Annotated in this window: 26 protein-coding genes; 15 read left to right on the top strand and 11 right to left on the bottom strand. The window is 67.2% G+C overall.

From position 1 onward, the window contains the following. The first annotated feature begins 122 nt into the window (after positions 1-122). Both GK109_RS08740 and GK109_RS08735 read left to right on the top strand, forming a co-directional pair. On the top strand, positions 123-1,025 hold the full coding sequence (locus GK109_RS08740; protein WP_157239810.1) for a GAF domain-containing protein: 903 nt from the start codon (positions 123-125) through the stop codon (positions 1,023-1,025). After that, the gene (locus tag GK109_RS08735) at positions 1,022-1,894 is read left to right on the top strand and encodes an SGNH/GDSL hydrolase family protein (protein WP_157239809.1); all 873 of its coding nucleotides are present in this window, start codon (positions 1,022-1,024) and stop codon (positions 1,892-1,894) included. The genes GK109_RS08740 and GK109_RS08735 overlap by 4 nt, the downstream gene beginning before the upstream one ends. On the opposite strand, the gene GK109_RS08730 is transcribed toward GK109_RS08735, so the two are convergent. After that, the gene (locus GK109_RS08730) at positions 1,891-3,243 is read right to left on the bottom strand and encodes a uracil-xanthine permease family protein (RefSeq protein ID WP_157239807.1); all 1,353 of its coding nucleotides are present in this window, start codon (positions 3,241-3,243) and stop codon (positions 1,891-1,893) included. The two genes, GK109_RS08735 and GK109_RS08730, sit on opposite strands and share 4 nt — an antisense overlap. 204 nt (positions 3,244-3,447) lie before the next feature. Here GK109_RS08730 and GK109_RS08725 point away from each other — a divergent pair, with 204 nt between their 5' ends. Both GK109_RS08725 and GK109_RS08720 read left to right on the top strand, forming a co-directional pair. Further along, positions 3,448-4,053, top strand: a complete 606-nt coding sequence (locus GK109_RS08725) for a malonic semialdehyde reductase (RefSeq protein ID WP_157239805.1) — start codon at positions 3,448-3,450, stop codon at positions 4,051-4,053. Positions 4,054-4,093: 40 nt separating this feature from the next. Continuing rightward, positions 4,094-4,606, top strand: coding sequence for a 2'-5' RNA ligase family protein (locus GK109_RS08720; protein ID WP_197432558.1), 513 nt, complete (start codon positions 4,094-4,096; stop codon positions 4,604-4,606). Here the strand turns inward: GK109_RS08720 and pgm are convergent. Continuing rightward, the gene (pgm, locus tag GK109_RS08715; RefSeq protein ID WP_157239802.1) at positions 4,596-6,248 is read right to left on the bottom strand and encodes a phosphoglucomutase (alpha-D-glucose-1,6-bisphosphate-dependent); all 1,653 of its coding nucleotides are present in this window, start codon (positions 6,246-6,248) and stop codon (positions 4,596-4,598) included. The genes GK109_RS08720 and pgm overlap by 11 nt on opposite strands. Positions 6,249-6,429: 181 nt before the next feature. Here pgm and GK109_RS08710 point away from each other — a divergent pair, with 181 nt between their 5' ends. Both GK109_RS08710 and GK109_RS08705 read left to right on the top strand, forming a co-directional pair. Beyond that, entirely contained in the window at positions 6,430-7,416 is a 987-nt protein-coding gene (locus GK109_RS08710; protein WP_231754829.1) for an NERD domain-containing protein, read from the top strand. Positions 7,417-7,467: 51 nt separating this feature from the next. Beyond that, positions 7,468-8,037: a DUF4190 domain-containing protein gene (locus GK109_RS08705; protein ID WP_157239800.1), complete on the top strand. Its 570-nt coding sequence runs from the start codon at positions 7,468-7,470 to the stop codon at positions 8,035-8,037. 125 nt (positions 8,038-8,162) lie between these two features. Here the strand turns inward: GK109_RS08705 and GK109_RS08700 are convergent, their stop codons facing one another. Continuing rightward, on the bottom strand, positions 8,163-9,593 hold the full coding sequence (locus GK109_RS08700) for an FAD-binding oxidoreductase (RefSeq protein WP_157239798.1): 1,431 nt from the start codon (positions 9,591-9,593) through the stop codon (positions 8,163-8,165). 171 nt (positions 9,594-9,764) lie between these two features. After that, the gene (locus GK109_RS08695; RefSeq protein ID WP_323057818.1) at positions 9,765-10,463 is read right to left on the bottom strand and encodes a FadR/GntR family transcriptional regulator; all 699 of its coding nucleotides are present in this window, start codon (positions 10,461-10,463) and stop codon (positions 9,765-9,767) included. A gap of 131 nt (positions 10,464-10,594) precedes the next feature. On the opposite strand from GK109_RS08695, the gene GK109_RS08690 reads away from it, so the two are divergent. The 3 genes from GK109_RS08690 to GK109_RS08680 are packed head-to-tail and all read left to right on the top strand — an operon-like array spanning position 10,595 to position 14,734. Further along, complete coding sequence (locus GK109_RS08690; RefSeq protein WP_157239794.1) at positions 10,595-11,959, top strand: SLC13 family permease; 1,365 nt, start codon at positions 10,595-10,597, stop codon at positions 11,957-11,959. Positions 11,960-12,012: 53 nt separating this feature from the next. Next, on the top strand, positions 12,013-13,224 hold the full coding sequence (locus tag GK109_RS08685; protein ID WP_157239792.1) for a CaiB/BaiF CoA-transferase family protein: 1,212 nt from the start codon (positions 12,013-12,015) through the stop codon (positions 13,222-13,224). Between the two features lies 1 nt (position 13,225). After that, complete coding sequence (locus GK109_RS08680) at positions 13,226-14,734, top strand: carboxyl transferase domain-containing protein (protein ID WP_157239790.1); 1,509 nt, start codon at positions 13,226-13,228, stop codon at positions 14,732-14,734. Between the two features lie 17 nt (positions 14,735-14,751). Here the strand turns inward: GK109_RS08680 and GK109_RS22350 are convergent, their stop codons facing one another. The 4 genes from GK109_RS22350 to GK109_RS08660 form a co-directional block, all read right to left on the bottom strand. Continuing rightward, positions 14,752-15,006 carry a lipopolysaccharide assembly protein LapA domain-containing protein gene (locus tag GK109_RS22350; RefSeq protein WP_321215043.1) on the bottom strand — a complete coding sequence of 85 codons (255 nt, stop codon included), beginning with the start codon at positions 15,004-15,006 and terminating at the stop codon, positions 14,752-14,754. A 545-nt stretch (positions 15,007-15,551) separates the two neighbouring features. Beyond that, entirely contained in the window at positions 15,552-15,764 is a 213-nt protein-coding gene (locus tag GK109_RS08670; RefSeq protein WP_157239786.1) for a hypothetical protein, read from the bottom strand. Positions 15,765-15,891: 127 nt separating this feature from the next. Further along, positions 15,892-16,104 carry a hypothetical protein gene (locus GK109_RS08665; RefSeq protein WP_231754828.1) on the bottom strand — a complete coding sequence of 71 codons (213 nt, stop codon included), beginning with the start codon at positions 16,102-16,104 and terminating at the stop codon, positions 15,892-15,894. 136 nt (positions 16,105-16,240) lie between these two features. After that, entirely contained in the window at positions 16,241-17,716 is a 1,476-nt protein-coding gene (locus GK109_RS08660) for an amidase (RefSeq protein WP_323057822.1), read from the bottom strand. A gap of 195 nt (positions 17,717-17,911) precedes the next feature. Here GK109_RS08660 and GK109_RS08655 point away from each other — a divergent pair, with 195 nt between their 5' ends. The 3 genes from GK109_RS08655 (at position 17,912) to GK109_RS08645 (ending at position 19,531) form a co-directional block, all read left to right on the top strand. Then, positions 17,912-18,238 carry a rhodanese-like domain-containing protein gene (locus tag GK109_RS08655; protein ID WP_157239784.1) on the top strand — a complete coding sequence of 109 codons (327 nt, stop codon included), beginning with the start codon at positions 17,912-17,914 and terminating at the stop codon, positions 18,236-18,238. Positions 18,239-18,251: 13 nt separating this feature from the next. Then, positions 18,252-19,190 carry a prephenate dehydratase gene (gene pheA, locus GK109_RS08650; protein WP_157239782.1) on the top strand — a complete coding sequence of 313 codons (939 nt, stop codon included), beginning with the start codon at positions 18,252-18,254 and terminating at the stop codon, positions 19,188-19,190. Positions 19,191-19,327: 137 nt separating this feature from the next. Further along, positions 19,328-19,531, top strand: a complete 204-nt coding sequence (locus tag GK109_RS08645; RefSeq protein WP_157239781.1) for a hypothetical protein — start codon at positions 19,328-19,330, stop codon at positions 19,529-19,531. 3 nt (positions 19,532-19,534) lie between these two features. On the opposite strand, the gene GK109_RS08640 is transcribed toward GK109_RS08645, so the two are convergent. Further along, positions 19,535-20,590, bottom strand: coding sequence for a diacylglycerol kinase family protein (locus GK109_RS08640; protein WP_157239779.1), 1,056 nt, complete (start codon positions 20,588-20,590; stop codon positions 19,535-19,537). Positions 20,591-20,679: 89 nt separating this feature from the next. Between GK109_RS08640 and serS the strand changes: the two genes are divergently transcribed. After that, on the top strand, positions 20,680-21,960 hold the full coding sequence (gene serS / locus GK109_RS08635) for a serine--tRNA ligase (RefSeq protein WP_323057824.1): 1,281 nt from the start codon (positions 20,680-20,682) through the stop codon (positions 21,958-21,960). A 72-nt stretch (positions 21,961-22,032) separates the two neighbouring features. Here the strand turns inward: serS and GK109_RS08630 are convergent, their stop codons facing one another. Next, entirely contained in the window at positions 22,033-23,028 is a 996-nt protein-coding gene (locus GK109_RS08630; protein ID WP_157239777.1) for a hypothetical protein, read from the bottom strand. 258 nt (positions 23,029-23,286) lie between these two features. On the opposite strand from GK109_RS08630, the gene GK109_RS08625 reads away from it, so the two are divergent. Together GK109_RS08625 and GK109_RS08620 are read left to right on the top strand one after the other, a co-directional pair. Continuing rightward, entirely contained in the window at positions 23,287-24,141 is an 855-nt protein-coding gene (locus GK109_RS08625; protein WP_157239776.1) for an HAD family hydrolase, read from the top strand. Between the two features lie 147 nt (positions 24,142-24,288). Continuing rightward, complete coding sequence (locus GK109_RS08620; protein ID WP_157239774.1) at positions 24,289-24,873, top strand: histidine phosphatase family protein; 585 nt, start codon at positions 24,289-24,291, stop codon at positions 24,871-24,873. A 15-nt stretch (positions 24,874-24,888) separates the two neighbouring features. On the opposite strand, the gene GK109_RS08615 is transcribed toward GK109_RS08620, so the two are convergent. After that, the gene (locus GK109_RS08615) at positions 24,889-25,488 is read right to left on the bottom strand and encodes a hypothetical protein (protein ID WP_157239772.1); all 600 of its coding nucleotides are present in this window, start codon (positions 25,486-25,488) and stop codon (positions 24,889-24,891) included. Positions 25,489-25,502 lie beyond the last annotated feature (14 nt).

The following is a 25,502-nucleotide window of genomic DNA, read 5'->3' as shown; positions in this document are numbered from 1 at the left end:
GCTCCACGCTGCCGGCGGGTTAGCGTTCCGGGACGACTCCCCCTCCTTTCGACCGATCGGGGGAGTAGTCTTAGAAAACAGGTTTTGCAGTAGGCCGGAGCGCTTCAACCAAGGCGTGGATCATGGCCGCTGAACCAACAGGGCAGCTCGGCTGGGGACCCCTTCCAGTACCCCCGGAACAGGTATTCGACAGCAAGGATGTCGAAACCTACCTCTGGGAAGTCACCCGTGACTTCATGGCGGACATCAAGGGCGAACAGCGCGGCATCAGCTGGGCAGCCACCCTTTTCCGCCTGGGCCAGGCCCGCACCGTCGCCGCGGGAACGGAAAAGGCGCGCGAGGCTGACCGCGAACAGTGCTCGTTCGCCGACGGTCCGGTCATGGAGGCCATCCGCAGCGGCGAGTTTGTGCTGTTGTCCGATGTCAGCCGCGACCGGCGTTGGCCCGGGTACGCAAGTGCGGCCGCCAGCCACGGGGTGCAGTCGCTCCTCTCCATACCCATCGCATCCGAGGGCGGAACGAGCGCCGCCATCAACCTGTACGCAGCCTTTCCCCACACGTTCACAAGTGACGACCTCCTCCGCAGCAGGAGCTACGCCCAGCAGTTGGCGCGCGCGTTGCGGGTAGTGGTGCGGGTGGCGGAGCGCGCCGAGGCAACGGCGGGGATCGCCGTCGTGCAAAGCTCCCTGGTCCTGGTGGACCTGGCGGTGCGCAGCCTCATGGATGAGTACGGGCTAAGCCGCGAGGGGGCCCTTCGATTCCTGCAGAACCAGGCGCTGCACCACGAACTCGACCTGCGCGACGCAGCCCTGAACGTGGTTGTGCCCGGCTCCGCCCGGGAGAGCCCCAGGGCCGGGGATTCCGCCAGGGAGCCCACGGGGCTGAGGCAGGGAACGCCCGACGGCGTGGCGGACTTCCGCCTGCTGCCTCCTGCCGAGCTGGACCAGCAGGCGGAAAAACCGGGCGGCCGGAAGGCCGGACGGGGCAAGGACACACCTCATCCTGCGGAAGGGAGGACGGCATGACCGCGCAGAAGCACGAGGAGCCGGCGTCGGGAGCCATACAGCATCCCTGGCACCGCTTTGTGGCCCTCGGTGACTCGTTCACCGAGGGGGTGGGCGATCCCGAGCCGGAGAACCAGGGCGGGCTGCGGGGCTGGGCCGACCGCGTGGCCGAGGAACTCAGCGTTGGACGGCCGGATTTTGCCTATGCCAACCTCGCCATCCGGGGCCGGCGGCTGCGGGAGATCCTGGATCAGCAGGTGGGCCCGGCACTGGCCGCAAAACCTGACCTGGTGACGCTCTCCGCTGGTGGAAACGACATTGTGTTCCGCCGCAGCGACCCGGACAAGCTTGCCGAGAAGATCGACGCCGGCGTGGAGCAGCTCGCCCGCTCCGGGGCCACCGTGGTCCTTTTTGCCGGTCCCGATTGGGGCGCCACCCCGGTCTTCGGCAAGATACGCGGCAAGGTGGCCATCTTCAACGAGAACCTGTACATAGTGGCCGCCCGGCACAACGCCGTCATGGTTGACCTGTGGTGCCTGCGCGACCTCACTGGACCAGGCATGTGGGATCCTGACCGCCTGCATTTCTCGCCGCTGGGCCACCACACCATAGCCATAGGGGTGCTGGAGGCCCTGGCCGTTCCCCACAGCCTTGAACCGATGCGGCCCAAGGCGCTCCCGCCGCGCAGCTGGAAGGCAGCCCGGGCCGAGGACCTGGCATGGGCCCGTGAATACCTTGTTCCCTGGGCCATCCGCCAGGTCAGGCACCCGGCGGCGGCTCCGCTGGCTCCCAAACGGCCCCAGCCAGGACCGGTGTTCGGGCATAGGCATTTCCAGGCCGGCCATCCGGCCGGCCTGCCCGCCGAGCCGCCGTCCCTTAAGAAGGCCTAGCGCCTCTTGGGTGTCCGCTTGGCGGCGGCGTTGACGGCTGCCTTCACGGCGGGTGGAAGGCCGGCCTGTTCCGTCTCGGGCTCGGCCGCGGTGCCCCTGGCCTTCGCTATGGCCTTCATGCCGTGGTAGATCACCAGGGCCGCTGCCGAGCCCAGGGCGATGCCCGTGAACTTGAGGTCACCGATGGTCCAGGTGTAGTCCGCGATGCCGATGATCAGGGCCACGGCGGCGGTGGTCAGGTTGACCGGATTCGAGAAATTGACCTTGTTCTGGACCCAGATCTTCACGCCCAGGATGCCGATCATTCCATAGAGCATGGTGGCCGCTCCGCCCAGGACGCCCGGCGGGACAGTGGCAATCAGCTCGCCGAATTTCGGGGAGAAGCTCAGCAGGATGGCGAAGATGCCGGCAACCCAGTAGGCCGCCGTCGAATACACCTTGGTGGCTGCCATGACGCCGATGTTTTCGGCGTAGGTGGTGGTGCCGGAGCCGCCGCCGAAGCCTGCCAGGACGGTGGCGGCGCCGTCGGCCATCAGCGCGCGGCCGGAAACGTCGTCGAGGTTCTGCCCTGTCATGGCGGCCACGGACTTCACATGGCCGATGTTCTCCGCCACGAGTACCAGCACCACCGGCACGAAGAGGCCCAGGACGCCCAGGTGGAATTCAGGGGTCTGGAACTGCGGGAGGCCGATCCACGCGGCGGCATCCATCTTGGCGTAGCTCACTTCGCCGCGCAGCATGGCCACGAGGTAGCCCGCTATTACGCCCACCAGGATGCTCAGGCGGCCAAGGATCCCGCGGAACAGGACGCTGACCAGGATGATGGTGGCCAGCGTGACGACGGCGGTGACGGGCGCGGCGTCGAAGTTGTTTTTTGCGGCGGGGGCAAGGTTGAGGCCGATCAGCGCCACGATGGCGCCCGTGACGATGGGCGGCATCAGCCGGTTGATCCAGCCTGCGCCGAACTTCTGCACAATGGCGCCCACCAGGGCCAGGGCCGCGCCGGCCAGCACCACGCCGCCCAGTGCCCCGGGAATGCCGAACTGCTGCTGGGACGCCATGATGGGGGCAATGAAGGCGAAGCTTGAGCCCAGGTAGCTGGGAATCCGGCCCTTGGTGATCACCAGGAAAAGCAGTGTGCCGATGCCGGAGAAGAACAAGGTGGTGGCAGGCGGCATGCCTGTGATGATGGGCACCAGGAACGTGGCGCCGAACATGGCCACCACGTGCTGCATGCCCACGCCGATGGTGAGCGGCCAGGCCAGCCGCTCATCCGGGGCCACCACGTGGCCCGGCTTAATCGATTTTCCGGTGCCGTGCAGCTTCCATTTGATTCCGAGCATGCTCATGGCGGAGGCCTTTCGGGGGCTTTCGGGGGTGCCGCGGAGGGCGAAGATTAACTGGGACAAGGATACCGCCAGCGCCGCGTTGCGGGCTGCTGTGGCGGACGTCACCCGCCGTCACGGGAAGATGGACGGACTGGTTGAAGTTGCAAGTATGGAAAGCAACAAGGCCGCCCCGGTAAGCGGGGAGGCGCAGCGAAAGGTAAGCCCATGACAATTGCCCACGAAGAAGCGGTTATCGATTCGGCCGCCGTCGACGCCATTTTCGCCCAGGCCCGCACCGCCAACTCCTTCACCGGAGAGGTGACCGAGGATCAGGCGCAGGCAATCTACGAGCTGACCAAGTTCGGCCCCACCGCTTTCAACTCCCAGCCGCTGCGCGTGACCTACGTCCGTTCCGATGAGGCCCGCGCCAAGCTGGTGGAGGCCCTCATGCCGGGCAACCGCGCCAAGACGGCTTCCGCCCCGCTGGTGGCGATCCTCAGCTACGACACCGACTGGGCAGGGCAGTGGGACGCCTTCCTCCCCGGCTACAACGCCCCCAAGGCCATGTACGACGCCAACCCGGAACTCGCCGCCGCCACCGGCAACAACAACGCCCACCTGCAGGCCGGCTACTTCATCCTGGCCGTCCGTTCCCTCGGGTTCGCCGCCGGCCCCATGACGGGCGCCGACTTTGGCGCGATCGACGCAGCGTTCTTCCCCGCCGGGGACCAGAAGAGCTTCCTGGTGGTCAACATCGGCCAGCCCGCCGAAGACGCCTGGGGCGAAGCCAAGCCCAAGTTCGCCTACGAGGACGTCGTCCGCACCGTCTGACCCCCGTCGGCAGGGGCGGTGGCAGACTGGGGCTATGCCGATGCGGAACCTCGTCCTGGTGGCCTTCGTCGAGCCGGTGGCGGACGGGCTGGTCTTCCCCCGCAGCGAATGGCCGCTGCACATCACCCTGGTGAGGTTCGACGCCGGCGGCCCGGACAGTGCCGACGCGGCCGAGCGCATCGCCGGCCTTGCTGAGGGCCCGGCGATGGCCGCCCTGGGCGCCCGGCTGACCGTGGGTGGGGACGCAGGCTTCGGCCGGAACGGCTCCGTGCCCGTGAACCTCATCCAGCCCCAGCCGGACCTGCAGGCCCTGCACGAGCAGCTGGTCGCTGCGGCGGGCAGCCTGGGCGGCACAATCCTGACGCCGGCCCACACGATGGCAGGCTACCGGCCCCATGTCTCGCACCAAGGCGGCAAACGGCTGAACCCGGGCGACGCCGTCGTGCTTGACCGTATTGCACTGGTGGACATGGCGCCGGACGGTGACCGCACCGTCCGGCGCATCCTGCGCCTGTGGACCCTGCCGGAAACCGAAGAGCCGCCTAGGAGATAACGCTGTCCACCAAGGCCTTGGCTTCCGCCTGGACCTGCTTGAGGTGTTCCTCGCCCTTGAAGGACTCGGCGTAGATCTTGTAGACGTCCTCGGTGCCCGAGGGGCGGGCGGCAAACCAGGCGTTCTCCGTGACCACCTTCAGCCCGCCAATGGGCGCGCCATTGCCGGGGGCCTCGGTCAGCTTGGCCAGGATGGGTTCCCCGGCCAGGGACGTCGCCGTGACGTCCGACGACGACAGCTTGCCGAGTGCCGACTTCTGCTCCCGCGTGGCTGCTGCGTCAATGCGGGCGTAGACGGGCGCGCCGAACTGGTCCGTCAGGCCCTTGTACAGCTGCGAGGGCGACTTGCCCGTAACGGCGGTGATCTCCGAGGCGAGCAGGGCCAGCAGGATGCCGTCCTTGTCCGTGGTCCAGACGGTGCCGTCCTTCTTGTTGAAGGAGGCGCCGGCCGATTCCTCGCCGCCGAACGCGCCTTCGCCGGACAGCAGGCCGGGCACGAACCACTTGAAGCCGACCGGAACCTCAACGAGCTTGCGGCCCAGGCTTTCCGCCACGCGGTCGATGATGGACGACGAGACGAGGGTCTTGCCCACTACCGAGGCCGGGTTCCAGCCGCTGCGGTTGCGGTACAGGTAGTCGATGGCGACGGCGAGGTAATGGTTCGGGTTCATCAGCCCGCCGTCCGGTGTCACGATGCCGTGGCGGTCGGCGTCGGCGTCATTTCCCGTGGCGATGTCAAAGGCGGACCCGCCGTCGGACATCCGCTTGATAAGCGACGCCATCGCGGACGGCGAGGAGCAGTCCATCCGGATCTTTTCGTCCCAGTCCAGGGTCATGAACGCCCACTGGGGGTCCACCGTGGGGTTCACGACGGTCAGGTCCAGCTGGTGGCGCTCGCCGATCTCACCCCAGTAGTCAACGGACGCCCCGCCCATGGGGTCGGCACCGATCCTGACCCCGGCCTCGCGGATGGCGTCCAGGTTGAGCACGGACGGGAGGTCGTCAACATAGCTGCTGAGGAAGTCGAACTTGCCGGTGGTATCCGCGGCAAGTGCGTCGGCGACGGGAATTCGCTTCACCCCGCGCAGGTCGTTCCCGAGCAGTTCGTTGGCGCGGTTGGCGATCCACCCGGTGGCATCGGAATCGGCCGGGCCGCCGTGCGGAGGGTTGTACTTGAAGCCGCCGTCGGCCGGCGGGTTGTGGCTGGGGGTGACCACGATGCCGTCCGCCTGGGGGGCGCCGGCCGGGGCCTTCCGGTTGTAGGTGAGGATGGCGTGGCTCAGGGCGGGCGTCGGGGTGTAGCCGTGCCGGGCATCCACGAGGACCTGGACGCCGTTGGCTGCCAGCACCTCAAGTGCGGAGTTTTGCGCAGGTTCACTCAGGGCGTGCGTGTCCTTGGCCAGGAACAGCGGACCGGTGATGCCCTGCCCTGCACGGTATTCCACGATCGCCTGGGTGATGGCAACAATGTGTTTCTCGTTGAAGGACGCCTTGAGGCTGGAGCCGCGGTGCCCGGAGGTTCCGAACACCACGCGCTGGCCTGGATCACCCAGATCCGGCGTGATGTCGTAGTACGCATCGAGGAGCGCAGTGATGTCAACAAGGTCCTGGGGTTGGGCAACTGTGCCCGCGCGGCTAGCCATGCCACCAGCATGCCAGACGGGGGCCGGAGTCAAAACGATCCGTCCGGAATGCGGCCGGTGTGTCCGGCCTGTGACGGAATAACGTCATCAAGCGAGTAGTCAACCTGAGTACTGCCCCGGAAAGTACTTATATACCGCCGCCTGCGTGCCCTGTTACCTTCGAAAAAATCCGGCAAAACGTATGGAAGCAAGGCACGACGGCGGGCGGCCGCCGTCGTCCTTCCGGCAGGGAAGCAGGGACGCCATGGGGGCAGGAGACGGGGCAGCCGAGCAGTCCAGGCTGGCCGCGGAGAGGGTGGCCAGGCTCAAGCGCCGGCTCGACGAAGCGGAGCGTTCCACGAAGCCGTGGGACGCAGGCGCCGAGGACGCAGGCGCCGAGGGCACGACGGCAGTAGCCGAGAAGCTGGGCGAGCTGGTGCCGTTGGGCTGGCACGTGCTGCATGATGTCCACTGGCCCGGCCGGCCCAAGGCAAGCCTGGACCACGTCCTGGTGGGGCCGGGCGGCGTGGTTGTGGTGGATTGCAAGGACTGGACCGGGGAGGTCCGTGTTGCCTCCGGCGTGCTGTGGCAGGGACGATACGCCCGGACCCAGGCCGTGGAGGGGGCGCTGGCCCAGTGCGCCGCCGTGACGTCCGTGGTTCCCCCGACGCACCGGAGGCTGGTGCGTCCCTTGATCTGCATGGCTGCCCAGCCGGACCTCTTCGGCGTGACGAACTCGGATGTTGCAGTGGCCGGAACCGGCCGCGTCGTGGGGGCAATAGAAGCCCTGCCTGCGGTCCTGGACCAGCAGGCCGTGGAGGGTCTGTACAAACACCTCGGCCAGGAGCTGACCCACGAACAGGAAGCCGGCATCACGGCGCTGCGGAGCATACGGCCCGGAACTGCGGTTCCGCCCGCCGGAACGTCCGCAAGTGATGAAGCAGGGCCAGCAGGTGTTGCCCCGAGGGCGGCCTCGCCGTCCCGTCCGGTGGTCCGGGACAACCCCTCCGGGACCATGCCGGCCGGACTTGGCCCGGTCCGGCGGCACAATTCGGCTCGGCATAATTCGGTTCGGCACGGTGCCGGCTCGGCGGCGCGCCAGCACGGAGCCGCCGGCGCAGGAAGGCTTGCCCTCCTTGCCGCTTTTGTGATCTTTGCGGTGTACGTCCTGCCCTACTGGGGACAATAGATCCCCCAGCCGGCCGGGAGTAGGCTGGAACAAAATCCAAGGGGGAAAACCATGTCCGACCAGCCCAGCCAGCGTCCCGAATCCGGACAGCCCGAGTCCGCCGCGCCGTCGGGCTTTGAGCCGCCCCGTTTCGCCGCGCCCTCCGCCGGCGGGACACCGCCGCAGCCGCAGCCGCAGTACGGGCAGGGCGGTTACGGGCAGGCCGGCTATGGGCAGGGCGCTTCCGGTCAGGACGCCTACGGCGGACCGGGGCGGTACCCGACGCCGTACGGCCAGCAGCCGAGCCCTTATGCCCAGCAGCCGGGCCCGTACGGCCAGCCTGCCAGCCCCTATGGCCAGCCGGCGTACTACGGCATGCAGGCGGAGCCGAAAACGCTGAGCATTGCCAGCATGGTGTGCGGGATCGCCTCCGTCATCATGGGCTGGCTCCTGCTGCCGCAGGTCGCCGCGATCATCACCGGACACATGGCGCTCAAGCGGGAACCGGCGGGCAGGGGCATGTCCATCGCCGGCCTGGTCCTGGGCTACCTGTGCTTGCTGGGCTACGGTGCGCTCTGGCTGCTGGCCATCATCGGGATCACCATAGCCGGCACCACCAGCGGTTCAGGCAACATGTACTGAACGCCAGTCATGGGCCAGGCCAACCGCCTGAACCAGCCGCTGGGGCGGTCCGGCGCTCCCGCGCCCGGGCCGCCGTCGTGCGTCTAAAGCGTGCCTTTACGCCCTGCGTTCACGCCGCCGTGCGTTCAGCCTCGCGGAGCCTGCGTCGGCGGGATGTTGTGGTTAAGGCGGAAGATGTTGTGGGGGTCGTACCGGTCCTTCAGGGCTGACAGCCGCTGGAACTTCTCCGGTCCGTACGCCGCGCGGGCGGCATCCGGCCCCTTGAGCCCGACTTCCGCACCCAGGAAATTGACGTACTCCCCGTGCTCTGCGAAGGGCTGCATGAGCCCGTGTGCTTTGCGGGCGAACGCGGTCAGCCGCTCGTCCTCGGAGGGATCGCGCCAGAACCCGTAGACATTCAGCCAATACCGGGCAGACCGGTTCGGGAACGCCGTGGCATCGTCAGGTACCCGTCCGAACGCCCCTTCCATATGGTGGATATCGATGCCGGTGCCTTCCCACGCAAGCTCGGAGGCGAAGCCCAGCAGGACGTCCACCGACTCCTCATCGAGGCGGGAAAAGGAGACGTTCTTCCAGTAACCGCGCGAGCCTTTGGGAAAGACGCTGTCCATGGCGCTCTGCCAGTCCAGCCAGGAGGTGGGGCCGACTTCCTCTTCGTCGGGCGGAGCGCCGGCCCGGAGCCGGTCGACAAGGGCGAGCCCGGCCCCGTGGTCCTCCGCGACCCACGCAAACCCGATGATCATCCACGGGTCGCTGCCCATTCCGAATTCCGCAGGGAAGACCAGGAACGAGACGATCGGGTTCATTTCATCGGGCAGGTTCCGGGTCCAGTCGGCGAAGGCAAGGAGGGCGTTCCGCCAGTGTTCCCGCCGGTAGAACAGGTTCCCGCCCAGCGGGGCCGGCGGCAGCGCGCGGGCATGGAAGGTAAAGGACGTCACCACGCCGAAGTTTCCGCCGCCGCCGCGCAGGCCCCAGAACAGCTCCGGGTTCTCGTGGGCGGCGGCGTGCAGGTGTTCTCCGGTGGCGGTGACGATGTCCACGCATTCCAGGTTGTCCAGGCTCAGGCCGCTTGACCGCGTCAGCCAGCCCACGCCCCCGCCGAGCGTCAGTCCTGCCACGCCTGTTCCGCTAATCACTCCCAGGGGGACGGCAAGGTTGTGGGCGGCAGTTTCGCGGTCGACGTCGGCAAGGGTGGCTCCGGGTTCAACGGTCACCAGTTTGCTGCCGGCGTAGACCTGGACGCGCTTGAGCTGGCCCAGATCCAGGACCAGTCCGCCGTCAACAGTGCCGTGTCCTGCAACATTGTGGCCGCCGCCGCGGACGGCCAACGCCAACCCCGTGCGCCGCACTGCGTCCAGAACGGCGTCAATATCCGGCATGGCCCCGGCCCGGACGACGGCTCGCGGCCGGAGATCGACCATGCCGTTCCACACCCGCCGGGCTTCCTCGTACAGGGGGTCATGGGGCTCGATCAGGGATCCGGACAGCTTCCCGCGCAGCTCGTGAAGTGCCTGCTGTACCGCCAGTTCCCTGGTGTTCTCATGGACTGTGGACATCGTCGGTGCTCTTCCGCTTAAGGGGCTAAGCCCCCGGGGATAAGGAAGATATGGAAGGCGTCAGGCGCCTGTGATGAGGAACTGCCGGCGAATTTGGCCGGAAGCAGGATGCGATGTCCAGAGTGTAAAACCGCCGCACCGCGGGGTCAATAAGCGCGCGCTACCCGCGCGTCAGCGGAGCAGCTCCACGTCCGAGACCAGCTCGATGTGGGCAAGCATGGCTTCGGCGGCGCCGTCGGCATCCTGCCCCCTGACGGCATCGGCGATCTTGCGGTGGGAGGCGAGGGACTGCTCGGGCCGGCCCGGCTGGCCGAGGGATTCCATCCTGGTCTCCAAAATCATTTCTGCGATGAAGGCCATGAGCTGCGCCAGCACCGAGGAGTGCGCTGCCGCCGTAATCGCCTGGTGGAACAGCTCGTCGCCGCGGGCTCCGCGGTCGCCGTCGCTGATCTCCTTCGCCATGACCTCGAGCGCCTCGTCGATGGCAGCCAGGTCTTCATCGGTACGCCGGACAGCGGCGAGGGCGGCAAGCTTCACTTCAAGGGTGCTGCGCGCCTCCACGATTTCCGGCAGCCGGCTCTGGTGCTCCCGCAGGCCCTTGATGACAGAGGCCACGCTGGGCCGCCGGGCCAGGACGGCGCCGGTACCGTGCTGCACGTCGATAACCCCGAGCACCTCAAGGGCAACGAGGGCCTGGGCTAGCGTGGCGCGGGAAACGCCGAGGCGCTCGGCAAGGTCGCGCTCCGCCGGCAGCAGGTCGCCGGGCCGCAGCTGGGCAGACTCGATGTAGGACAGGATCTGCTCCACGAGCTGTTCGTACAGCCGGGGCCGCGTGATTCGTTCCAGTCCCAGCCGTGATGCCTTCTCCACAAAGCCCTCGCTACGTCGTCGGTCCCTCCACAATACAGCCTTCTCCTATTGACAGATAGACTCGGTCTCTAGGAGGCTAGTCCAGTGAGCCAGTAACTCACGTCACACTTTCGTCCAACGGAGGACCAACGATGTCCGCTCCTGTTTTGTCCATCATCATTCTTGCGGCGATGTTCCTGCTCGCCACCGTCCTGCCCCTGAACATGGGCGCCCTTGCGTTCGTGGGCGCCTTCCTGCTGGGTACCGTTGTGCTGGGAATGTCCACCAGCGACATCCTGGCCAACTTCCCCGGCGGCCTGTTCCTGACCATCGTCGGCGTCACATACCTCTTCGCCATCGCCCAGAACAACGGCACCATCGACCTCCTGGTGAGGGGCGCCGTGCGGCTGGTGGGCAACCGCGTAGCCCTGATTCCCTGGGTCATGTTCGCCATCACCGCCGTCATCACGGCCGTCGGCGCCCTGTCTCCGGCCGCCGTCGCCATCATTGCCCCGATCGCCCTCAGCTTCGCCGGGAAGTACAGGATCAAGCCCCTGCTCATGGGCATGATGGTGATCCACGGAGCGCAGGCAGGCGGGTTCTCGCCGATCGCGGTGTACGGCGTCACGGTGAACGGCATCCTCGCCAAAACCGACCTGGACTTCAGCCCCACCGCCTTGTTCCTGTCCAGCCTCGTCTTCAACCTCGTGATCGCCCTGGTGCTCTTTGTGGTCCTGGGCGGCCGTGCACTGCTGTCCTCCAAGGTGAGCCACTTCGTGGAGCAGGCAGCCGAAGCGCGGATGGCGGTCAGTGTCGGGGCCAAGTCCGGCGACGTCCCCTTCAAGGGCTTCGGCTCCGGCATGTACGGACCCCGGGATCCGGCAGGCGACGGCGTGGCAGCCACCAAGGAGCGCTCCGAGCGCGTCCCGCAGCTGGTGACCATCGCCGGCCTCATCGCCCTGGCCGTCATCGCCCTCGGCTTCAAGGTGGACGTTGGATTTGTCTCCATCACCATTGCCATCGTGGTGGCGCTCGTCTCGCCCGCTGCCCAGAAGGGCGCCATCAACAAGATCAGCTGGTCCACCGTGCTGCTGATCTGCGGCATGCTGACGTTCGTCGGAGTGCTGGAGGAAGCCGGAACCATCGAGTTCGTCTCCAACGGCGTGGCCGGCCTGGGCATGCCGCTGCTGGCGGCCCTGCTCATTTGCTTCATCGGTGCCGTGGTCTCCGCCTTCGCATCGTCCACTGCCATCCTCGCCGCACTCATCCCGCTTGCGGTGCCGTTCCTGTCCACCGGCGAAATCGGAGCGGTCGGCGTGATCTGCGCCCTGGCAGTTGCCTCCACCATCGTGGACGTTTCGCCCTTCTCCACCAACGGTGCGCTGGTCCTGGCCAACGCGCCCGAGGGCGTGGACAAGGACCGGTTCTACAAGCAGATCCTGGGCTACAGCGGCATCGTCATCGTCGCAGGGCCCGTCCTTGCCTGGCTCGCCCTGGTGGTCCCCGGATGGCTCTAGCCACGTAACCTCCGCACCCGCCTTTCCCGTTCCACCAGAAAAGGAACCAGCGCATGAGCAGAACCGACAGTACGCAAGGACCCTTGTCCGGCCACCTCGTGGTGGACCTGAGCCGGGCCCTGGCCGGACCGCATGCCGGCATGATGATGGCGGACCTGGGCGCCCGCGTCATCAAAGTGGAGAACCCCGGCACCGGGGACGACACCCGCGGCTGGGGCCCGCCCTTCGTGGGCCCCCCTGAGGACCCCCAGTCCACCTACTTCATGTCCTGCAACCGCAACAAGGAATCCATCAGCCTGGACCTGAAGAGCGGAGATGGCCAGGCGGTGCTGCGGGGGCTGCTGGAGCGCGCCGACGTGGTGATCGAGAACTTCCGTCCCGGGGTGATGGACAGGCTGGGCTTCTCCACGGCCGCCATGCACGAACTCAACCCGCGCCTGGTAATCCTCTCCATCACCGGGTTTGGCCACGACGGGCCGGAATCCCGGCGCAGCGGCTACGACCAGATCCTGCAGGGCGAGGCCGGGCTCATGTCCCTCACGGGGTCAGGGCCGGACGACCCCCAGCGCGTCGGGGTTCCCATTGCCGACCTGCTTTCCGGCATGAACGGGGCGTTCGGAGTGGTGGCGGCGCTGGTTGAACGGGACAGGACCGGCCGCGGGCAGGTAGTGCGGACTTCACTGCTGGCATCACTGATCGGGGTGCACGCGTTCCAGGGCACCCGCACCACGGTGGCAGGGGAAGTTCCGCAGGCGCAGGGCAACCACCATCCGTCCATTGCTCCCTATGGCCTTTTTGCCTGCCGGGACGGGAGCGTGCAGATCAGCGTCGGCAGCGAAAAACTGTGGGCCTCGTTCGCCGCGGCCTTCGGCCTGGACGCGGCGGCGCCCGGCTTTGCCAGCAACGCCGAAAGGGTGGGGAACCGCTCCGGCGTGATTGCCGCCGTCGAACGCGCCTTTGCCGGCTACGGGGCAGCAGAGCTGCTGCAGAAGCTGAACGACGCCGGGATCCCCGCAGGGAAGGTGCGCTCGCTTGACGAGGTGTATGCGTGGGAACAGGTTGCGTCCCAGGGCCTGGTAGTTGACGTCGACCACCCGCTGCTCGGCAAGGTCAGCCTGCCCGGGCCGCCGCTGCGGTTCTTTGCCGCCGGTGACGCTGCGGAAACCACCGTCACCGAACACGACGCGCCGCCCTTGCTGGACGAGGACGGGCAGGCCATCCGCGAGTGGCTGGGCCTCGGCGCCGTAGCCGCGGGGGCGAAATAGCATGGCGACGACGGAAAAGGTGCGGCACCTGGGCGCCGCCGAACTGCTGGACAACGTGGTGGACCAGGGTTCCTTCGTCTCCTGGGACACGCCGGTTCAGGAGCCGCCGCTGTCCGGGGAGTACTTCCGCGACCTCGCCAAGGCAAGGGACCGGAGCGGTACGGACGAGTCCGTGATCACGGGCGCCGGGCTCATCCGGGGGCGCCGGGTGGCGGTGATCGTCAGTGAGTTTTCCTTCCTGGCGGGATCGATCGGCCACGCGGCGGCCCAGCGGATCGTGGCCGCCGTCGAACGGGCCACGGCTGAGGGGCTGCCGCTGCTGGCCGGCCCTGCGTCCGGGGGCACCCGGATGCAGGAAGGGACACTGGCCTTCCTGTCCATGGTGAAAATTACCGGGGCCGTGCGGGCGCACCGCCAGGCCGGCCTTCCCTACCTGGTCTACCTGCGGCACCCCACCACCGGCGGCGTCATGGCCTCGTGGGGATCCCTAGGCCACATCAACGTGGCAGAGCCCGGCGCCCTCCTGGGATTCCTCGGCCCCCGGGTCTACGAGGCCCTGCACGGCGAAGCCTTCCCGGAGAACGTACAGACAGCGGAGAACCTGTTCAACAAGGGACTGATCGACGGCGTGGTGGAGCCTGCCGACCTCGCCGACCTGGTGGCCAGGGCCCTGGAGATCCTGTGCGCGAAGCGGGCCGGCGTTCCGGCGAAGCCCGCAACGCTTGGCGTCCGGCCTGCTTCCGTGGATGCGTGGACATCGATCGGCATCTCCCGGCGTCCCCGGCGTCCTGACCTGCGGCAGCTGCTGAAATACGGGGCGGTGGATGCTCTGCCCCTCAACGGAACGGGCCAGGGGGAGAAGGATCCGGGGCTGCTGCTGGCCCTGGCCCGCTTCGGCGGCCAGTCCTGCATCGTCCTGGGCCACGCCCGGCCGCTCCGCAGGGACGCTGCCGGCATGGGGCCCGGATCCCTGCGGGAAGCGCGCCGCGGCATGAAGCTGGCCGAGGAGCTGCGGCTGCCGCTGCTCACAGTCATCGATACGGCGGGTGCGGCGCTCTCGCAGGATGCGGAGGAAGGCGGGCTGGCAGGGGAGATCGCGCGCTCGCTCCACGAACTCATTGGCCTGGCCGCCCCGTCGGTCTCCGTGCTGCTCGGCCAGGGCGCCGGGGGAGGGGCGCTGGCGCTGCTGCCGGCGGACCGGACCATTGCGGCGCAGCACAGTTGGCTCTCACCGCTGCCTCCCGAGGGTGCCAGCGCCATCGTGCACCGCACAACGGCACATGCCCCCGCGATGGCCCAGGCGCAGGGCGTAAACGTCGCATCGCTGTACGCCAACGGCCTCGTGGACCACATCGTGGATGAGCGGGACGACGCCTCCCTGGAGCCGCGCGAATTCTGCCGGCGCATGGCAAAGGCCATCGAGTATGAGCTGGGCTCGCTCGCTGGCCTTCCGGTTCCAGACCTCGTTGCCGCGCGGTCCGCGAAGTATCGGAGTTTGGGCGCGGGGTGACCTGGCCCCTCCGCGCGCTACCTCCGCTGCTGGACCCTCGCGCGGTGGGCGTTCCTGCGCAGCTGGAGGATGCGGGCGCCGCCCGCCATCGCAACGAGGACGCCGCCGGTCACGCTGGCGATGAACAGGGCCATGCCCAGCGGGACCATTCCTTCCAGCCCGAAGTAGCGGACCACCACCTGGTCCTGGTTCTGCAGGATGAAGATGATCAGCAGGATCAGGATCACCAGGGCCGCCACCACGGCAGCCCACACCACCCCTGCGCGCGTCACCCGGGGCTGATCCGCAGCCGCCGGGGTACGTGTTGTAGGACTGGGGGTAACGGGCGAGCCGCTTGCCGGCCGCGCATTCGGCGCAGCCGCAGTGCCGGTTCGGTCCGCCGGCGGCATTCCTTCGCCACTCGGCTCCGGCTGCCCCTCAGGCCCAGGCGTGTACTGTCCAGCACTCATTCGTGTCCCCTTCCAAAATGCTAAGCATGCTTACAATGCCACCTTAGCGGGCGGGGTTCGGCAGGCACAACGCCAGTTCCGCTGAGCCCCGGCGCTCCGGCACCTCATATTCGCTCTTCGACGGCCGTCAGCTCACCCGCTTCGTCCGCCACAAGAGTCCACCGGGTAACAGTGCCGTCCGGGGCGGGCTGCGATCCGCGGGGCCAGTGCGTTGTCAATACGGCGGCGGACCCCACTTTCCCGCCGCGGTTCGGCGGCAAAGGTCGTCCGCAATGTCAGGGGTTTCGCCGGGACCGCGTCCGGAAGACAGCGGAAGGGCCCTCAGCGAAGACCCCTCCGTTGACTTTTCCACGGACTTTGCGCCAGCGTCATACCCTCTCCCTGCGCCGTTCAGCAGAGGTGGTGCCGGGCTTCGGTGTCTTCCACCAGGCCGGGAAAGCCCAGAACGTGAAGTCCTGCGCCTTGACTGTCTTCTCCGGCGTCTCTACCGGGGTTTCCGGGGTGTCCTGCTTGGCTTCAGGCCGGCGGCGGGTTTCCTTCCTATCGCCCCACCCGAAGTCCTTGCTGGATGAATAGCACATCACAGACCTCCTTACAGTGACTGCCCTTTAATCGTCCTCCAGTTTCCGTCGGGAGTCGACACCTTTCGCGCAAAGCCTCTGCAGCGTCACTGTTCAGTCATGCCCGAAGGGTGGTTGTCCGCCGTGATCACGTCCTCGGCCTCCTGCGGGCGGTGGAACTCGCACGGGCCATGATGCCGGAGGAGCAGGAGGCAGGTCCGTCCAGTGGGCAGGTGGACCATGCCGCAGCGGCCCTCTCGGCCAGGTCCTCCCGGATGGTGGCGTTGTTCAGGTCCGGCCTGGCCGGGTTCGCTCCGTGGGGTGTTTCGCTGGCAGCGGCGCGGGAGTGTTCAGCATTCATGGTCGGCAACTCCTCGTTGAGTGATAGCCGGATAAGGGAAGCGAAAGCCGGGCGGACTCTGCCAGTCTGGTCCCGCACGGTTACGGGAGCATTAAGCGGGTGTTAGATCCAGGTCAACAAGCCCTCCACGCGGCTTTTAGTACCCCAACTGATTGGCCACCTGGAGCAGGAGGGCCTCGGAACCGGCCGGCCCCACCAGTTGGATGCCCATCGGCAATCCCTGGCCGGGTGCTCCTCCGGTCCAGTGGACAGGAAGGGTGACGGCCGGCAGGCCACAGACATTGACCACGGAGGACCATGGCGCGTACTCGCACTGCTTGCGATAGTCCCCGTCGGCGTCCCCCGGCCACTGGGCCGCGGGCCACCGGTCGCCGCCGTGCATGCCGGTGAACCAACCCACCGGACGCGGCGTCTGCGCGAGCGCCGGCATCAGCATCAGGTCCCACCGGGCGTACTGCGCCACAGTATCGTGCTGGAACTGCCGCAGGAAGGCCAGGGATTCAGCGAGTTTCGCCGGGCTGCGCTGCTGTGCCCGACGCCGGAAGGTGCGGGTCAGGGGAGCCAGCAGCGCCTCACGGTGCGGGCTGATCCTGGCCGTCCCCACTGCCGCAGTCCAGGCCGTCGTGAAGGCGTCCGGGTAGCGGTTGTCATAGCGGATGGAAGCCTCGCCGAGGGAATGCCCGGCATGTTCAAGCAGGCGGATGCCCGCATTGAGGGCATCCAGCGCTTCCTGCTCGGGGCTGAAAGGAAACGTCCCGAACCACGGGCTGTCCAGCGTAATCCCGATTCGGAGCTTCGCTGGTTCCTGCTTCAACGCCGCGAGGTAGCCGCCGTCCTTTTCGGGAACATCCCCGGGCATGCCGCGCGTGCGTGCAGCGGGCGTGGACATTGCGGAGGAGGGCCCGGCGGGCACCAGGGCGTCCATCATAAGTGCGGCATCGGCGGAGGTCCTTGCGATGGGGCCGGCCACCACCAGCCGGGCGGGATCCCCGAGGCTTTCCCCGGCCGGGACCAGGCCCCGGCCGGGCTTGAGCCCCACCAGTCCGCAGGCTGCAGCGGGAATCCGGACAGATCCACCGCCGTCGGTCCCCGGCGCGAAAGGAATCAGCCCGGCGGCCACAGCAGCCGCGCTGCCGCCGGAGGATCCCCCCGAGCTCCTGCTCAGGGCATGGGGATTGCGCGACGGCGGCGCGATCCGGTTTTCGCTGTAGGCGGTCAACCCGAACTCGGGCACTTGGGTCTTGCCCAGCGAAATAGCCCCCGCTTTACGGAGCAGGGCCACCAGTGGTGCGTCGCTGAGGGCCGGCTTGTGGTCCACCGCGGCGCTGCCGTGCGTGGTTGGCACGCCTTCCACGTCGGTCAGGTCCTTGTAAGCCAAGGGCATGCCGTGCAGGAGGGGCAACTCCCCGGCCGGAATCCGGGACCGCAGTGAGTCGGCGGAGCGGGCCTGCTCCATCGCCTGGTCCGCCGTCACGGTGACAAAGGCGCCCAGGGGGACGTTCTGCCGGTCTATCCGCTGCAGGAAATGGGCTGCCGCCTCCGCTGCTGAGACCTTCCCCTGCCGCAGCTGGTCCCGGAGGGCCACTGCGGGCAGTTCGTGGAGTTCAGCCACGGGAGCCCGCGGCCAGGGCAGGATGGCCGCGGCCCGTTCGGCCTCGGCCTCCGGCTGCGGCCAGGACGCGGTGTTCAGGAAGCAACTTTCCTCCTTGGGTTCACACAGAAGCTTAACTTGGCTGCGCGCAAGCCCCTCCGGGAGGTAAAGCACTAGGCTTAAAGCGACCCCCGATCCGCGAAGGCAGGAATCACCATGAGCGATTTCGACAACGTTCCCGTCAACGACATCCCCGATGATGCGGTCATCCTGGACGTCCGTGAGGATTACGAATGGGTGGCAGGGCATGCAGAGGGCGCCCTCCACATTCCCATGGACCAGCTTCCGGGCCGCCTGGAGGAACTCGACCCTGACGAGGACGTCTACGTCATTTGCCGCACCGGCGGCAGGTCCTTCCGCGTGGCGCAATGGCTCACGGGCCAGGGCTACACCGCCATTAACGTTTCCGGTGGCATGGACATGTGGCTGGAAGCCGGCAAGCCCCTCGTCTCGGACAACGGGCTGAAACCGATGGTGCTGTAGGCGAGGAATATTCATGTCCGAGTCCTCCGTGACCTATGCCTTCCTCGGGCCCGCGGGTACCTTCACCGAGGCTGCCCTCATGCAGGTGCCGGATGCCGCGCAGGCTACCCGCGTGCCGTCGTCGAACGTCAATGCTGCCCTGGATAAAGTGCGTGACGGTTCGGCGTTTGCTGCCATGGTCCCAATAGAGAACTCGGTGGAGGGCGGCGTTACCGCTACCTTGGACGCAATCGCCGGCGGCAAGGAACTGCGGATTATCCGCGAGGTCCTGGTGCCCATCAGCTTCGTGCTTGTGGCCAGGCCGGGGGTCGGGCTGGCGGACGTGCGCCGGGTGTCAACCCACGGCCATGCCTGGGCGCAGTGCCGGCTGTGGATGGACAGGAATATCCCATCAGCGGAATATGTACCCGGTTCATCCACTGCCGCTTCGGCAATGGGGCTCCTGGACGAGGCCTGCCATTATGACGCGGCCATCTGCGCTCCCCTGGTAGCCCGGGAACAGCCCGGGCTGACCGTTCTGGCGGAGGACATCGGTGACAACCCGGAGGCCGTGACGCGCTTCATCCTGGTCAGCCGCCCGGGCGCGCTGCCCTCGCGCACCGGAGCGGACAAAACCACCGTTGTGGTGCCGCTTCCGGAGGACCGTCCGGGAGCCCTGATGGAGATCTTGGACCAGTTTGCCAGCCGCGGCGTAAACCTCAGCCGCATTGAGTCGCGGCCCACCGGACAGTTCCTGGGGGACTACTTCTTCAGCATCGACGCCGACGGGCACGTGGGCGACGAGCGGATGGCCGATGCCCTGGCCGGGCTCCACCGCCTCAGCCCGGCCACGCGCTTCCTCGGGTCATATCCCCGCGCGGACATGCAACGCGCAGTGGTGGAGCCGCACACGGCTGACCAGGCGTTTCGCGCAGCGCGGGAGTGGGTGGAAGGCATTCTCCGGCCTGCATGACAGGGCGGCGAAAACGGCCCTGCCCGCTTCGCCCAAAGCGTACGCAAATGCCCCCTGAAGTACTTTCGCGGGCTGTTGACAATGCGTATGCTTGCCTGATCCACATGGGGGATGGCCCCTAGCGAAGGGAGCGCGTCATGACCACCAGCGGCACCGAAAACGACGGCCAGGGGATGATCGTCAACCCCCGGCCCACTGCCGACAACCAGGACTGGGACGGCGACGACGCCGACCGTGCCGATCGCCTGCGCTTTGAAGAAGAACAAGCCATGATCCGCGAGCAGTCCGAGGCCCATGCCGCCGCCAAAGCTGCCGAGGAGCACAAACGCAGCCGCAACTGACCACTAATCCTCCCCTTTGACCCGGATCAAGAGAGACCGCGGCTCCACCTCGACCGTGAGCTTGGTGGCCTCGCCGGAGGTGTCGCCGTCCAGCTGGATGGGCATCGGTTCCGGACACTTTATGACCACTTTCCCGGAGCGGTAAACGGTCATGTCGGGCAGCTTCCCGGTGTGCTTGAACATGATTTTGACGTACATCAGCAGCCATCCGACGGCACTGCGGGGGCTCATCACCACTACGTCCAGCATGCCGTCGTCGATCATGGCCTGGGGTATGAAATCGATGCCGCCGGGGATCAGGCCGCAGTTGGCGAACAGAACGCTGCGGATGTTGCGGACCTGCCCCGGACTGCCGTCCAGGGAAATCGTTACCTTCTTCCTGGGTCCCGGGAGATGCCGCATGCCGGCCTCGGTATATGCGAGCCATCCCACGGCCTTCTTCAGTCCGGCATTGGTGTCGGCCAGGATTTCGGCATCCATGCCGATGCCCGCGATCACCAGGAACGAGTGTTCGGTTGATTCCCCGGTCCAGGAGTTTTCAATGCTCATCCGGGCGGTGTCGATGTACCGTTGCCGGCCGAAAAGCGCAGTATTGACGCTGGCATGAAGGTCGTTGACGTCCAGGTCGACGTTCCGTGCCAGCAGGTTGCCGGTGCCCAGCGGGATGAGTCCCATGGCCACGTCCGTGTGCGCGAGGGACTCGGCCACCACACGGACTGTGCCGTCGCCGCCGCCGACGAGGACGACGTCGGGCTTGTACGCCAGGGCCGCCTTGACCTGCGAATAGCCGGGGTCCTCCGCCGTCGTCTCGAAGAAGACGGGGTTCTCCCAGCCCGCCGCCAGACATCCCCGCTGGATGATGCCTTTCGCTTCGCCCGCGCGGGTTTTGATGGGGTTGAGGACTACGGCCACGCGCTGCCGGGCCAGGCCAGGTTCGTGCGCGTCGGCGCCTACGGTGCTGCGGATGTGCAGGGCCTTGAGCTTGCGCACGCCCCACCAGCTTGAGATGGCAAACGCGAGGGCCACCCCAATCAGCAGGTACAGGATCCAGTCGCTCATGGTGGTTCAACAGTAGCCCGGCGAAGCCTTCCGGTCCGGCACGCCCGCTGCCGCCCGCCGTCTTCCGCGGTATTGGATACCCTTGTGTGGTGATCGACGTAAAAGACCTCAGCGAAAACCCGGATAAATACCGTGCAAGCCAGCGTGCCCGCCGTGCGGATGAATCAGTGGTGGACGCGATCATCTCCGCGGATTCCGCCCGCCGCGCGGCGCTGATCCGCTTCGAGAACCTCCGTGCCGAGCAGAACGCTTTCGGCAAGAAGGTGGCACAGGCCAAGGGCGACGAAAAGAAGGCGCTGCTGGCCGAGGTCAAGGAGCTGGCCAACTCGGTCAAGGCCGCCTCCGCCGAGGCCGATGCCGCCCAGACGAAGCAGGAAGAACTGCTGCGCACCATCCCCAACCTGGTTGAGGACGGCGTTCCCGAGGGCGGCGAGGATGACTACGTGGTGGTCAAGACCGTCGGCACGCCCCGCGAATTCCCGGACTTCGAGCCGAAGGACCACCTGGAAATCGGCGAGCTTATCGGCGCGATCGACATGGAGCGCGGCGCCAAGGTTTCCGGCGCCCGCTTCTACTTCCTGCGCGGGGTGGGTGCCCGGCTGGAGATGGCGCTGCTGCAGATGGCCATGGACCAGGCCATCGAGGCCGGCTTCGTCCCCATGATCACGCCCACCCTGGTGCGCCCGGAGACCATGCAGGGCACCGGCTTTGACGTAAAGCACGACGCCGAGATCTACCGTCTCGCCGAAGACGACCTCTACCTGGTGGGCACCTCCGAGGTTGCCCTGGCCGGGTACCACGCGGACGAAATCCTGGACTTTGCCGCCGGCCCCATCCGCTACGCCGGCCAGAGCTCCTGCTACCGCCGCGAAGCCGGGTCGCACGGCAAGGACACCCGCGGCATCATCCGCGTCCACCAGTTCAACAAGGTGGAGATGTTCATCTACACCACCGTTGAAGAGGCCGCCGCCGAGCACCAGCGGCTGCTGGCGTGGGAAGAGGAGATGCTGGCCAAGTGCGAGCTGCCGTACCGGGTGATTGACACCGCGGCCGGCGACCTCGGCATGTCCGCCGCCCGGAAGTACGACTGCGAAGCGTGGGTTCCCACCCAGGGCGCCTACCGCGAGCTGACCTCCACCTCCAACTGCACCACCTTCCAGGCCCGCCGGCTGAACATCCGCGAACGCGCGGTGAACGCCGAGGGCGTCGCGAAGGGCACCCGGGCCGTAGCCACCTTGAATGGAACCCTGGCCACCACCCGCTGGATCGTGGCGCTGCTGGAGCACCACCAGAACGCGGACGGCTCGGTCAACGTGCCCAAGGCCCTGCAGAAGTACCTGGGCGGCCTCGAGGTCCTCCCGGTCCTCTAGCTTCGCCTGCTTCCCGGGGCATCGCACCCTCTGACGGACTTTGCACCAGGGCATTCCCGGGTGCAAAGTCCGTCAGAGGGTTCTTTTTGCCCTGGTGCCGCTGTTAGGCAGCCCCGCATTCCGCAGCACAGCGCCCAGCCTGGCTGCGTCCGAAGCAGTCGCCCAGTCCCAGCGCACCACTCTGAACCCGGCCGCACGAAGTTTGTCTTCGCGCTTCTTTTCGGCCAGGACGGCTTGGCGGGACGTCTGGTCGCCCAAGTACTCATCGCGCAGGTACTTCGCGTCGCCGTCGAACTCGCCAATAAGTTTGAACTGCGGCCAGAAGAAGTCGGTCCGGGCAATGAAATGGCCTCCCGCGCGGAAGTTTGCCTGCAACAGGGGCGCGGGAAAACCCAGGAGGTGCATCTGTGCCCGGCTGAGTGATTCGCCGGCTGATCCGGAGTTGGCAACGGCGAAATTGAGCACCTGGGTGACCCATCGCCGGCGTGCGCCAGACTCCAGGCGCGCGGCGTGCCCCAGCAACTCGTCCTTGCTCACCCGGGGGCCTGAAGTACGACGCATGCCGATAGCATGATCGGCCAGCACTGTTCCGGCCGCAAAGTTCTCTCTTGCGATGACCGCCACCACCGTCTCGGGCAATGGCGTTATCTGTAGCCCTCCGAACGCGATGGTTGGTCCCCGGGAAGCATGCCGGGCGACACCATAGGAGGTGAGTCCCTCGAGTCCGCACAATCCGGATGGCATTCGAGCAGCGGACGTAGTGGGAAGGCTCCGGCCCCTATGGCCCCGTGATGCACCTGCAAGGTGGACATGGTCGGGGACAGCGAGCATCTCCAGGTTCCACAGGACAGCGGCTGTGTTGAGGCAGAACTTTGACGAAGGCAGTTCAAGGTTCACGGCAAGGATTGTCTGCCGGTACCTTTCCCATGGTGGCAGTGAGATCCACTCATCTTTGGCCGCGTACACTCCCTTGCGGACACGGACCAGTTCGCCGCGGGCATACCGCCTGCGGAGCGAGCGCGAGTCTCCGGTACTGCGGTGCAATGCGGCGGCATCAATCAGTTGCATGCCTCCATGGTCGCCGCACCACCGAGGGAAGGGCAGGACGGTTCTGCCCCATGTGGACAACGGCGGCACCCGAGCCGCACCGGGAAACGGTCCCTGCACCGGGGCGTGCGCGGGTGCTTTGTCCGTGGGAGGGTGCACGCCTCAGAACACGGAGGTTAACACTCACACCGGGGACAACCTGTGGGTATTAACCAACTGTTCAATAACTCTGTGGCGCGCGTCCTAGCGGCGTTTCGGGGCGTCTGGTTCACTATTGGAATGACAACGCTGACTGAAACCTCAGTCGCCGGCAACGATGACCGGCGAGATAACAACAACAACGGCCGCAAGCTGATGGTCGCACTGGACGTGGACGGCACGCTGGTGGACCACGACGGCCACATGTCCCAGGGTGTCCGGGAATCGGCGCAGGCCGTAGTGGCAGCCGGGCACGAGGTGATGATCGCCACGGGCCGTTCGCTCAACGCCACCTTGCCCATCATCGAGAAAATCGGGATTGAGCGCGGCTACGCCGTCTGCTGCAACGGCGGCGTGACGCTGCGGCTCCATCCAGCACTGGACGGCGGCTACGAGGTCATCCACAAGGCCACGTTCGACCCCGCACCCGCACTCCGGGCACTGCGCGAGCGGCTTCCTTCTGCCAAGTATGCGCTGGAGGATGCGGACGGAAACTTCCTGTCCACCGAGCGCTTCCAGGACCCGAGTTTCGGCGTCGAGGCCATCGGCGTCGATTTCCACACCATGCTTGAAGCCACGGCGGTGCGCGTGGTGGTCTTCAGCACCGAAAACACCCCGGAAGAGTTCAATGAGGCCATTGAACACGTGGGCCTCGCCGGCGTCACCTACTCCGTGGGCTGGACCGCGTGGCTGGACATCGCCGCCGCCGGCGTGACCAAAGCCAGCGCGCTGGAAAACCTCCGCGGCAGGCTCGGCATCGAACGGCATCTCACGGTGGCCATCGGCGACGGCCGCAACGACATCGAGATGCTCACCTGGGCAGGACGCGGAGTGGCCATGGGCCAGGCGCCGGAGGAAGTCATCGCCGTCGCCAACGAGGTCACCCACTCAGTGTTCGACGACGGCGCGGCCCACGTGCTGCGCAGCCTGCTGTAGCTGCGGCAAACCTCCCGAGATTCCGGTTCAGCTGGCAGCCTTACGCGGGCTTCGCCTATGCGGCGGCCGGGCTGCGCAGCTGGCTGGACCGCGCAACCGACTGTCCCCGCGTCCGGCGGAAGCCCGCCGTCGGGCAGAATGGAAAGCATGACCCTCACCACCTTCGCCCTCATCCGCCACGGCCAGACAGACTGGAATGCGCAGCGCCGCCTGCAGGGATCCACGGACATTCCACTGAACGACGTCGGCCGGGCCCAGGCGCGTGATGCCGTTGACGTTTTGTCGGCGTACGAATGGGACGCCATTGTGTCCTCGCCGCTGAGCCGCGCTGCCGAAACCGCAGATGTGATAGCCGGCGGACTCGGGCTGGGCGAGGTCCGCCGCCTGCCGGAGCTCACGGAGCGGAGCTTCGGACCGGCGGAGGGAATGCAGGCGGGCCCGGAACTGGAGGCACTCCGCATCCCCGGGGGCTTCCGCGGCGCCGAAAGCGAGGACGAGGCAGCTGACCGCGGTCTCGCCGCCCTGGAGGCACTGGCCAAGGAGTACAGCGGCAGCCGTGTTCTCGTCGTCGCGCACGGAACACTGCTCCGGGTGAGCCTCAGCCGGGCCGTAGGGACCGCTTTGGCCAGCATCGACAACGCTGTGCTGAACCTGGCGCACCACCACGCGATCGACGGCTGGCAGCTCGAATACTTCAACGGCGAGCCGGTGATGGCGGCAACCCAGGCCTGAGGAGGGCCGCAGCCCCTACCGGACCGCGAGGATCAACCCCAGCAGCCGGGCCGCCGCAGGCCGGGCCGCGTGCTCCTCGTTCCACTGGGCCCGTGCCACCGCCTTGCTGACCGCCTGCGTGGTGATTCCGAGTTCCTGGGCCACAGCCTTCTGCTGGCCCCGCACGCCGGGCGTCAGCAGGTCAAGCACCCGCCACTCGGCACCGGAGCGGTCGCGCACGATATGCCCCAGCAGCCGCAGCACGGCCTCGGCGTCGTGGGCCACGTCAGCCAGCGGCCCCTCCACTGCAACCGGAACCCGGTCCTTGCTGCTCCGCAGGCGGTCCACGGCGCGCCGGGCATACACCAGCCCGTGGCCCGAAGCGTCCTTGATCTGGTTGGGCAACGGTTCATTGACGGGCCCTACGCCGATGCCCACGTACCAGGAGCCGTCCCGGAGCGCGATCAGGGCCGCCTCCACCGCCTGGTGCGGGCAGTCCACAATGCCCTGGACCTCGTCCTCCACGGACCGGTCAAAATCAAGGCGCGCAGGAATGTGCCGCAGGTCCCTGAGCAGCTGCGGCACCCGGTCGCCATCGCGCCGGCTATCGGTCTGGTTGATTGTCAGCGTGAACATCTGAATCCAAAGAC

Origin of the sequence: Pseudarthrobacter sp. GA104, assembly GCF_009741265.1 — a bacterium.
Lineage (GTDB): Bacteria > Actinomycetota > Actinomycetes > Actinomycetales > Micrococcaceae > Arthrobacter.
Note: the sequence above shows the minus strand (reverse complement) of the source record. Positions and strands in the feature narration are given on the sequence as shown.

What these genes read in the sequence shown, in the direction of transcription:
- GK109_RS08740 (WP_157239810.1), top strand. Translation starts at nt 123, where the DNA reads ATGGCCGCTGAACCAACAGGGCAGCTCGGCTGGGGACCCCTTCCAGTA.
- GK109_RS08735 (WP_157239809.1), top strand. Translation starts at nt 1,022, where the DNA reads ATGACCGCGCAGAAGCACGAGGAGCCGGCGTCGGGAGCCATACAGCAT.
- GK109_RS08730 (WP_157239807.1), bottom strand. Translation starts at nt 3,243, where the DNA reads ATGAGCATGCTCGGAATCAAATGGAAGCTGCACGGCACCGGAAAATCG.
- GK109_RS08725 (WP_157239805.1), top strand. Translation starts at nt 3,448, where the DNA reads ATGACAATTGCCCACGAAGAAGCGGTTATCGATTCGGCCGCCGTCGAC.
- GK109_RS08720 (WP_197432558.1), top strand. Translation starts at nt 4,094, where the DNA reads ATGCGGAACCTCGTCCTGGTGGCCTTCGTCGAGCCGGTGGCGGACGGG.
- pgm (WP_157239802.1), bottom strand. Translation starts at nt 6,248, where the DNA reads ATGGCTAGCCGCGCGGGCACAGTTGCCCAACCCCAGGACCTTGTTGAC.
- GK109_RS08710 (WP_231754829.1), top strand. Translation starts at nt 6,430, where the DNA reads ATGGAAGCAAGGCACGACGGCGGGCGGCCGCCGTCGTCCTTCCGGCAG.
- GK109_RS08705 (WP_157239800.1), top strand. Translation starts at nt 7,468, where the DNA reads ATGTCCGACCAGCCCAGCCAGCGTCCCGAATCCGGACAGCCCGAGTCC.
- GK109_RS08700 (WP_157239798.1), bottom strand. Translation starts at nt 9,593, where the DNA reads ATGTCCACAGTCCATGAGAACACCAGGGAACTGGCGGTACAGCAGGCA.
- GK109_RS08690 (WP_157239794.1), top strand. Translation starts at nt 10,595, where the DNA reads ATGTCCGCTCCTGTTTTGTCCATCATCATTCTTGCGGCGATGTTCCTG.
- GK109_RS08685 (WP_157239792.1), top strand. Translation starts at nt 12,013, where the DNA reads ATGAGCAGAACCGACAGTACGCAAGGACCCTTGTCCGGCCACCTCGTG.
- GK109_RS08680 (WP_157239790.1), top strand. Translation starts at nt 13,226, where the DNA reads ATGGCGACGACGGAAAAGGTGCGGCACCTGGGCGCCGCCGAACTGCTG.
- GK109_RS08670 (WP_157239786.1), bottom strand. Translation starts at nt 15,764, where the DNA reads ATGTGCTATTCATCCAGCAAGGACTTCGGGTGGGGCGATAGGAAGGAA.
- GK109_RS08665 (WP_231754828.1), bottom strand. Translation starts at nt 16,104, where the DNA reads ATGAATGCTGAACACTCCCGCGCCGCTGCCAGCGAAACACCCCACGGA.
- GK109_RS08655 (WP_157239784.1), top strand. Translation starts at nt 17,912, where the DNA reads ATGAGCGATTTCGACAACGTTCCCGTCAACGACATCCCCGATGATGCG.
- pheA (WP_157239782.1), top strand. Translation starts at nt 18,252, where the DNA reads ATGTCCGAGTCCTCCGTGACCTATGCCTTCCTCGGGCCCGCGGGTACC.
- GK109_RS08645 (WP_157239781.1), top strand. Translation starts at nt 19,328, where the DNA reads ATGACCACCAGCGGCACCGAAAACGACGGCCAGGGGATGATCGTCAAC.
- GK109_RS08640 (WP_157239779.1), bottom strand. Translation starts at nt 20,590, where the DNA reads ATGAGCGACTGGATCCTGTACCTGCTGATTGGGGTGGCCCTCGCGTTT.
- GK109_RS08630 (WP_157239777.1), bottom strand. Translation starts at nt 23,028, where the DNA reads ATGCAACTGATTGATGCCGCCGCATTGCACCGCAGTACCGGAGACTCG.
- GK109_RS08625 (WP_157239776.1), top strand. Translation starts at nt 23,287, where the DNA reads ATGACAACGCTGACTGAAACCTCAGTCGCCGGCAACGATGACCGGCGA.
- GK109_RS08620 (WP_157239774.1), top strand. Translation starts at nt 24,289, where the DNA reads ATGACCCTCACCACCTTCGCCCTCATCCGCCACGGCCAGACAGACTGG.
- GK109_RS08615 (WP_157239772.1), bottom strand. Translation starts at nt 25,488, where the DNA reads ATGTTCACGCTGACAATCAACCAGACCGATAGCCGGCGCGATGGCGAC.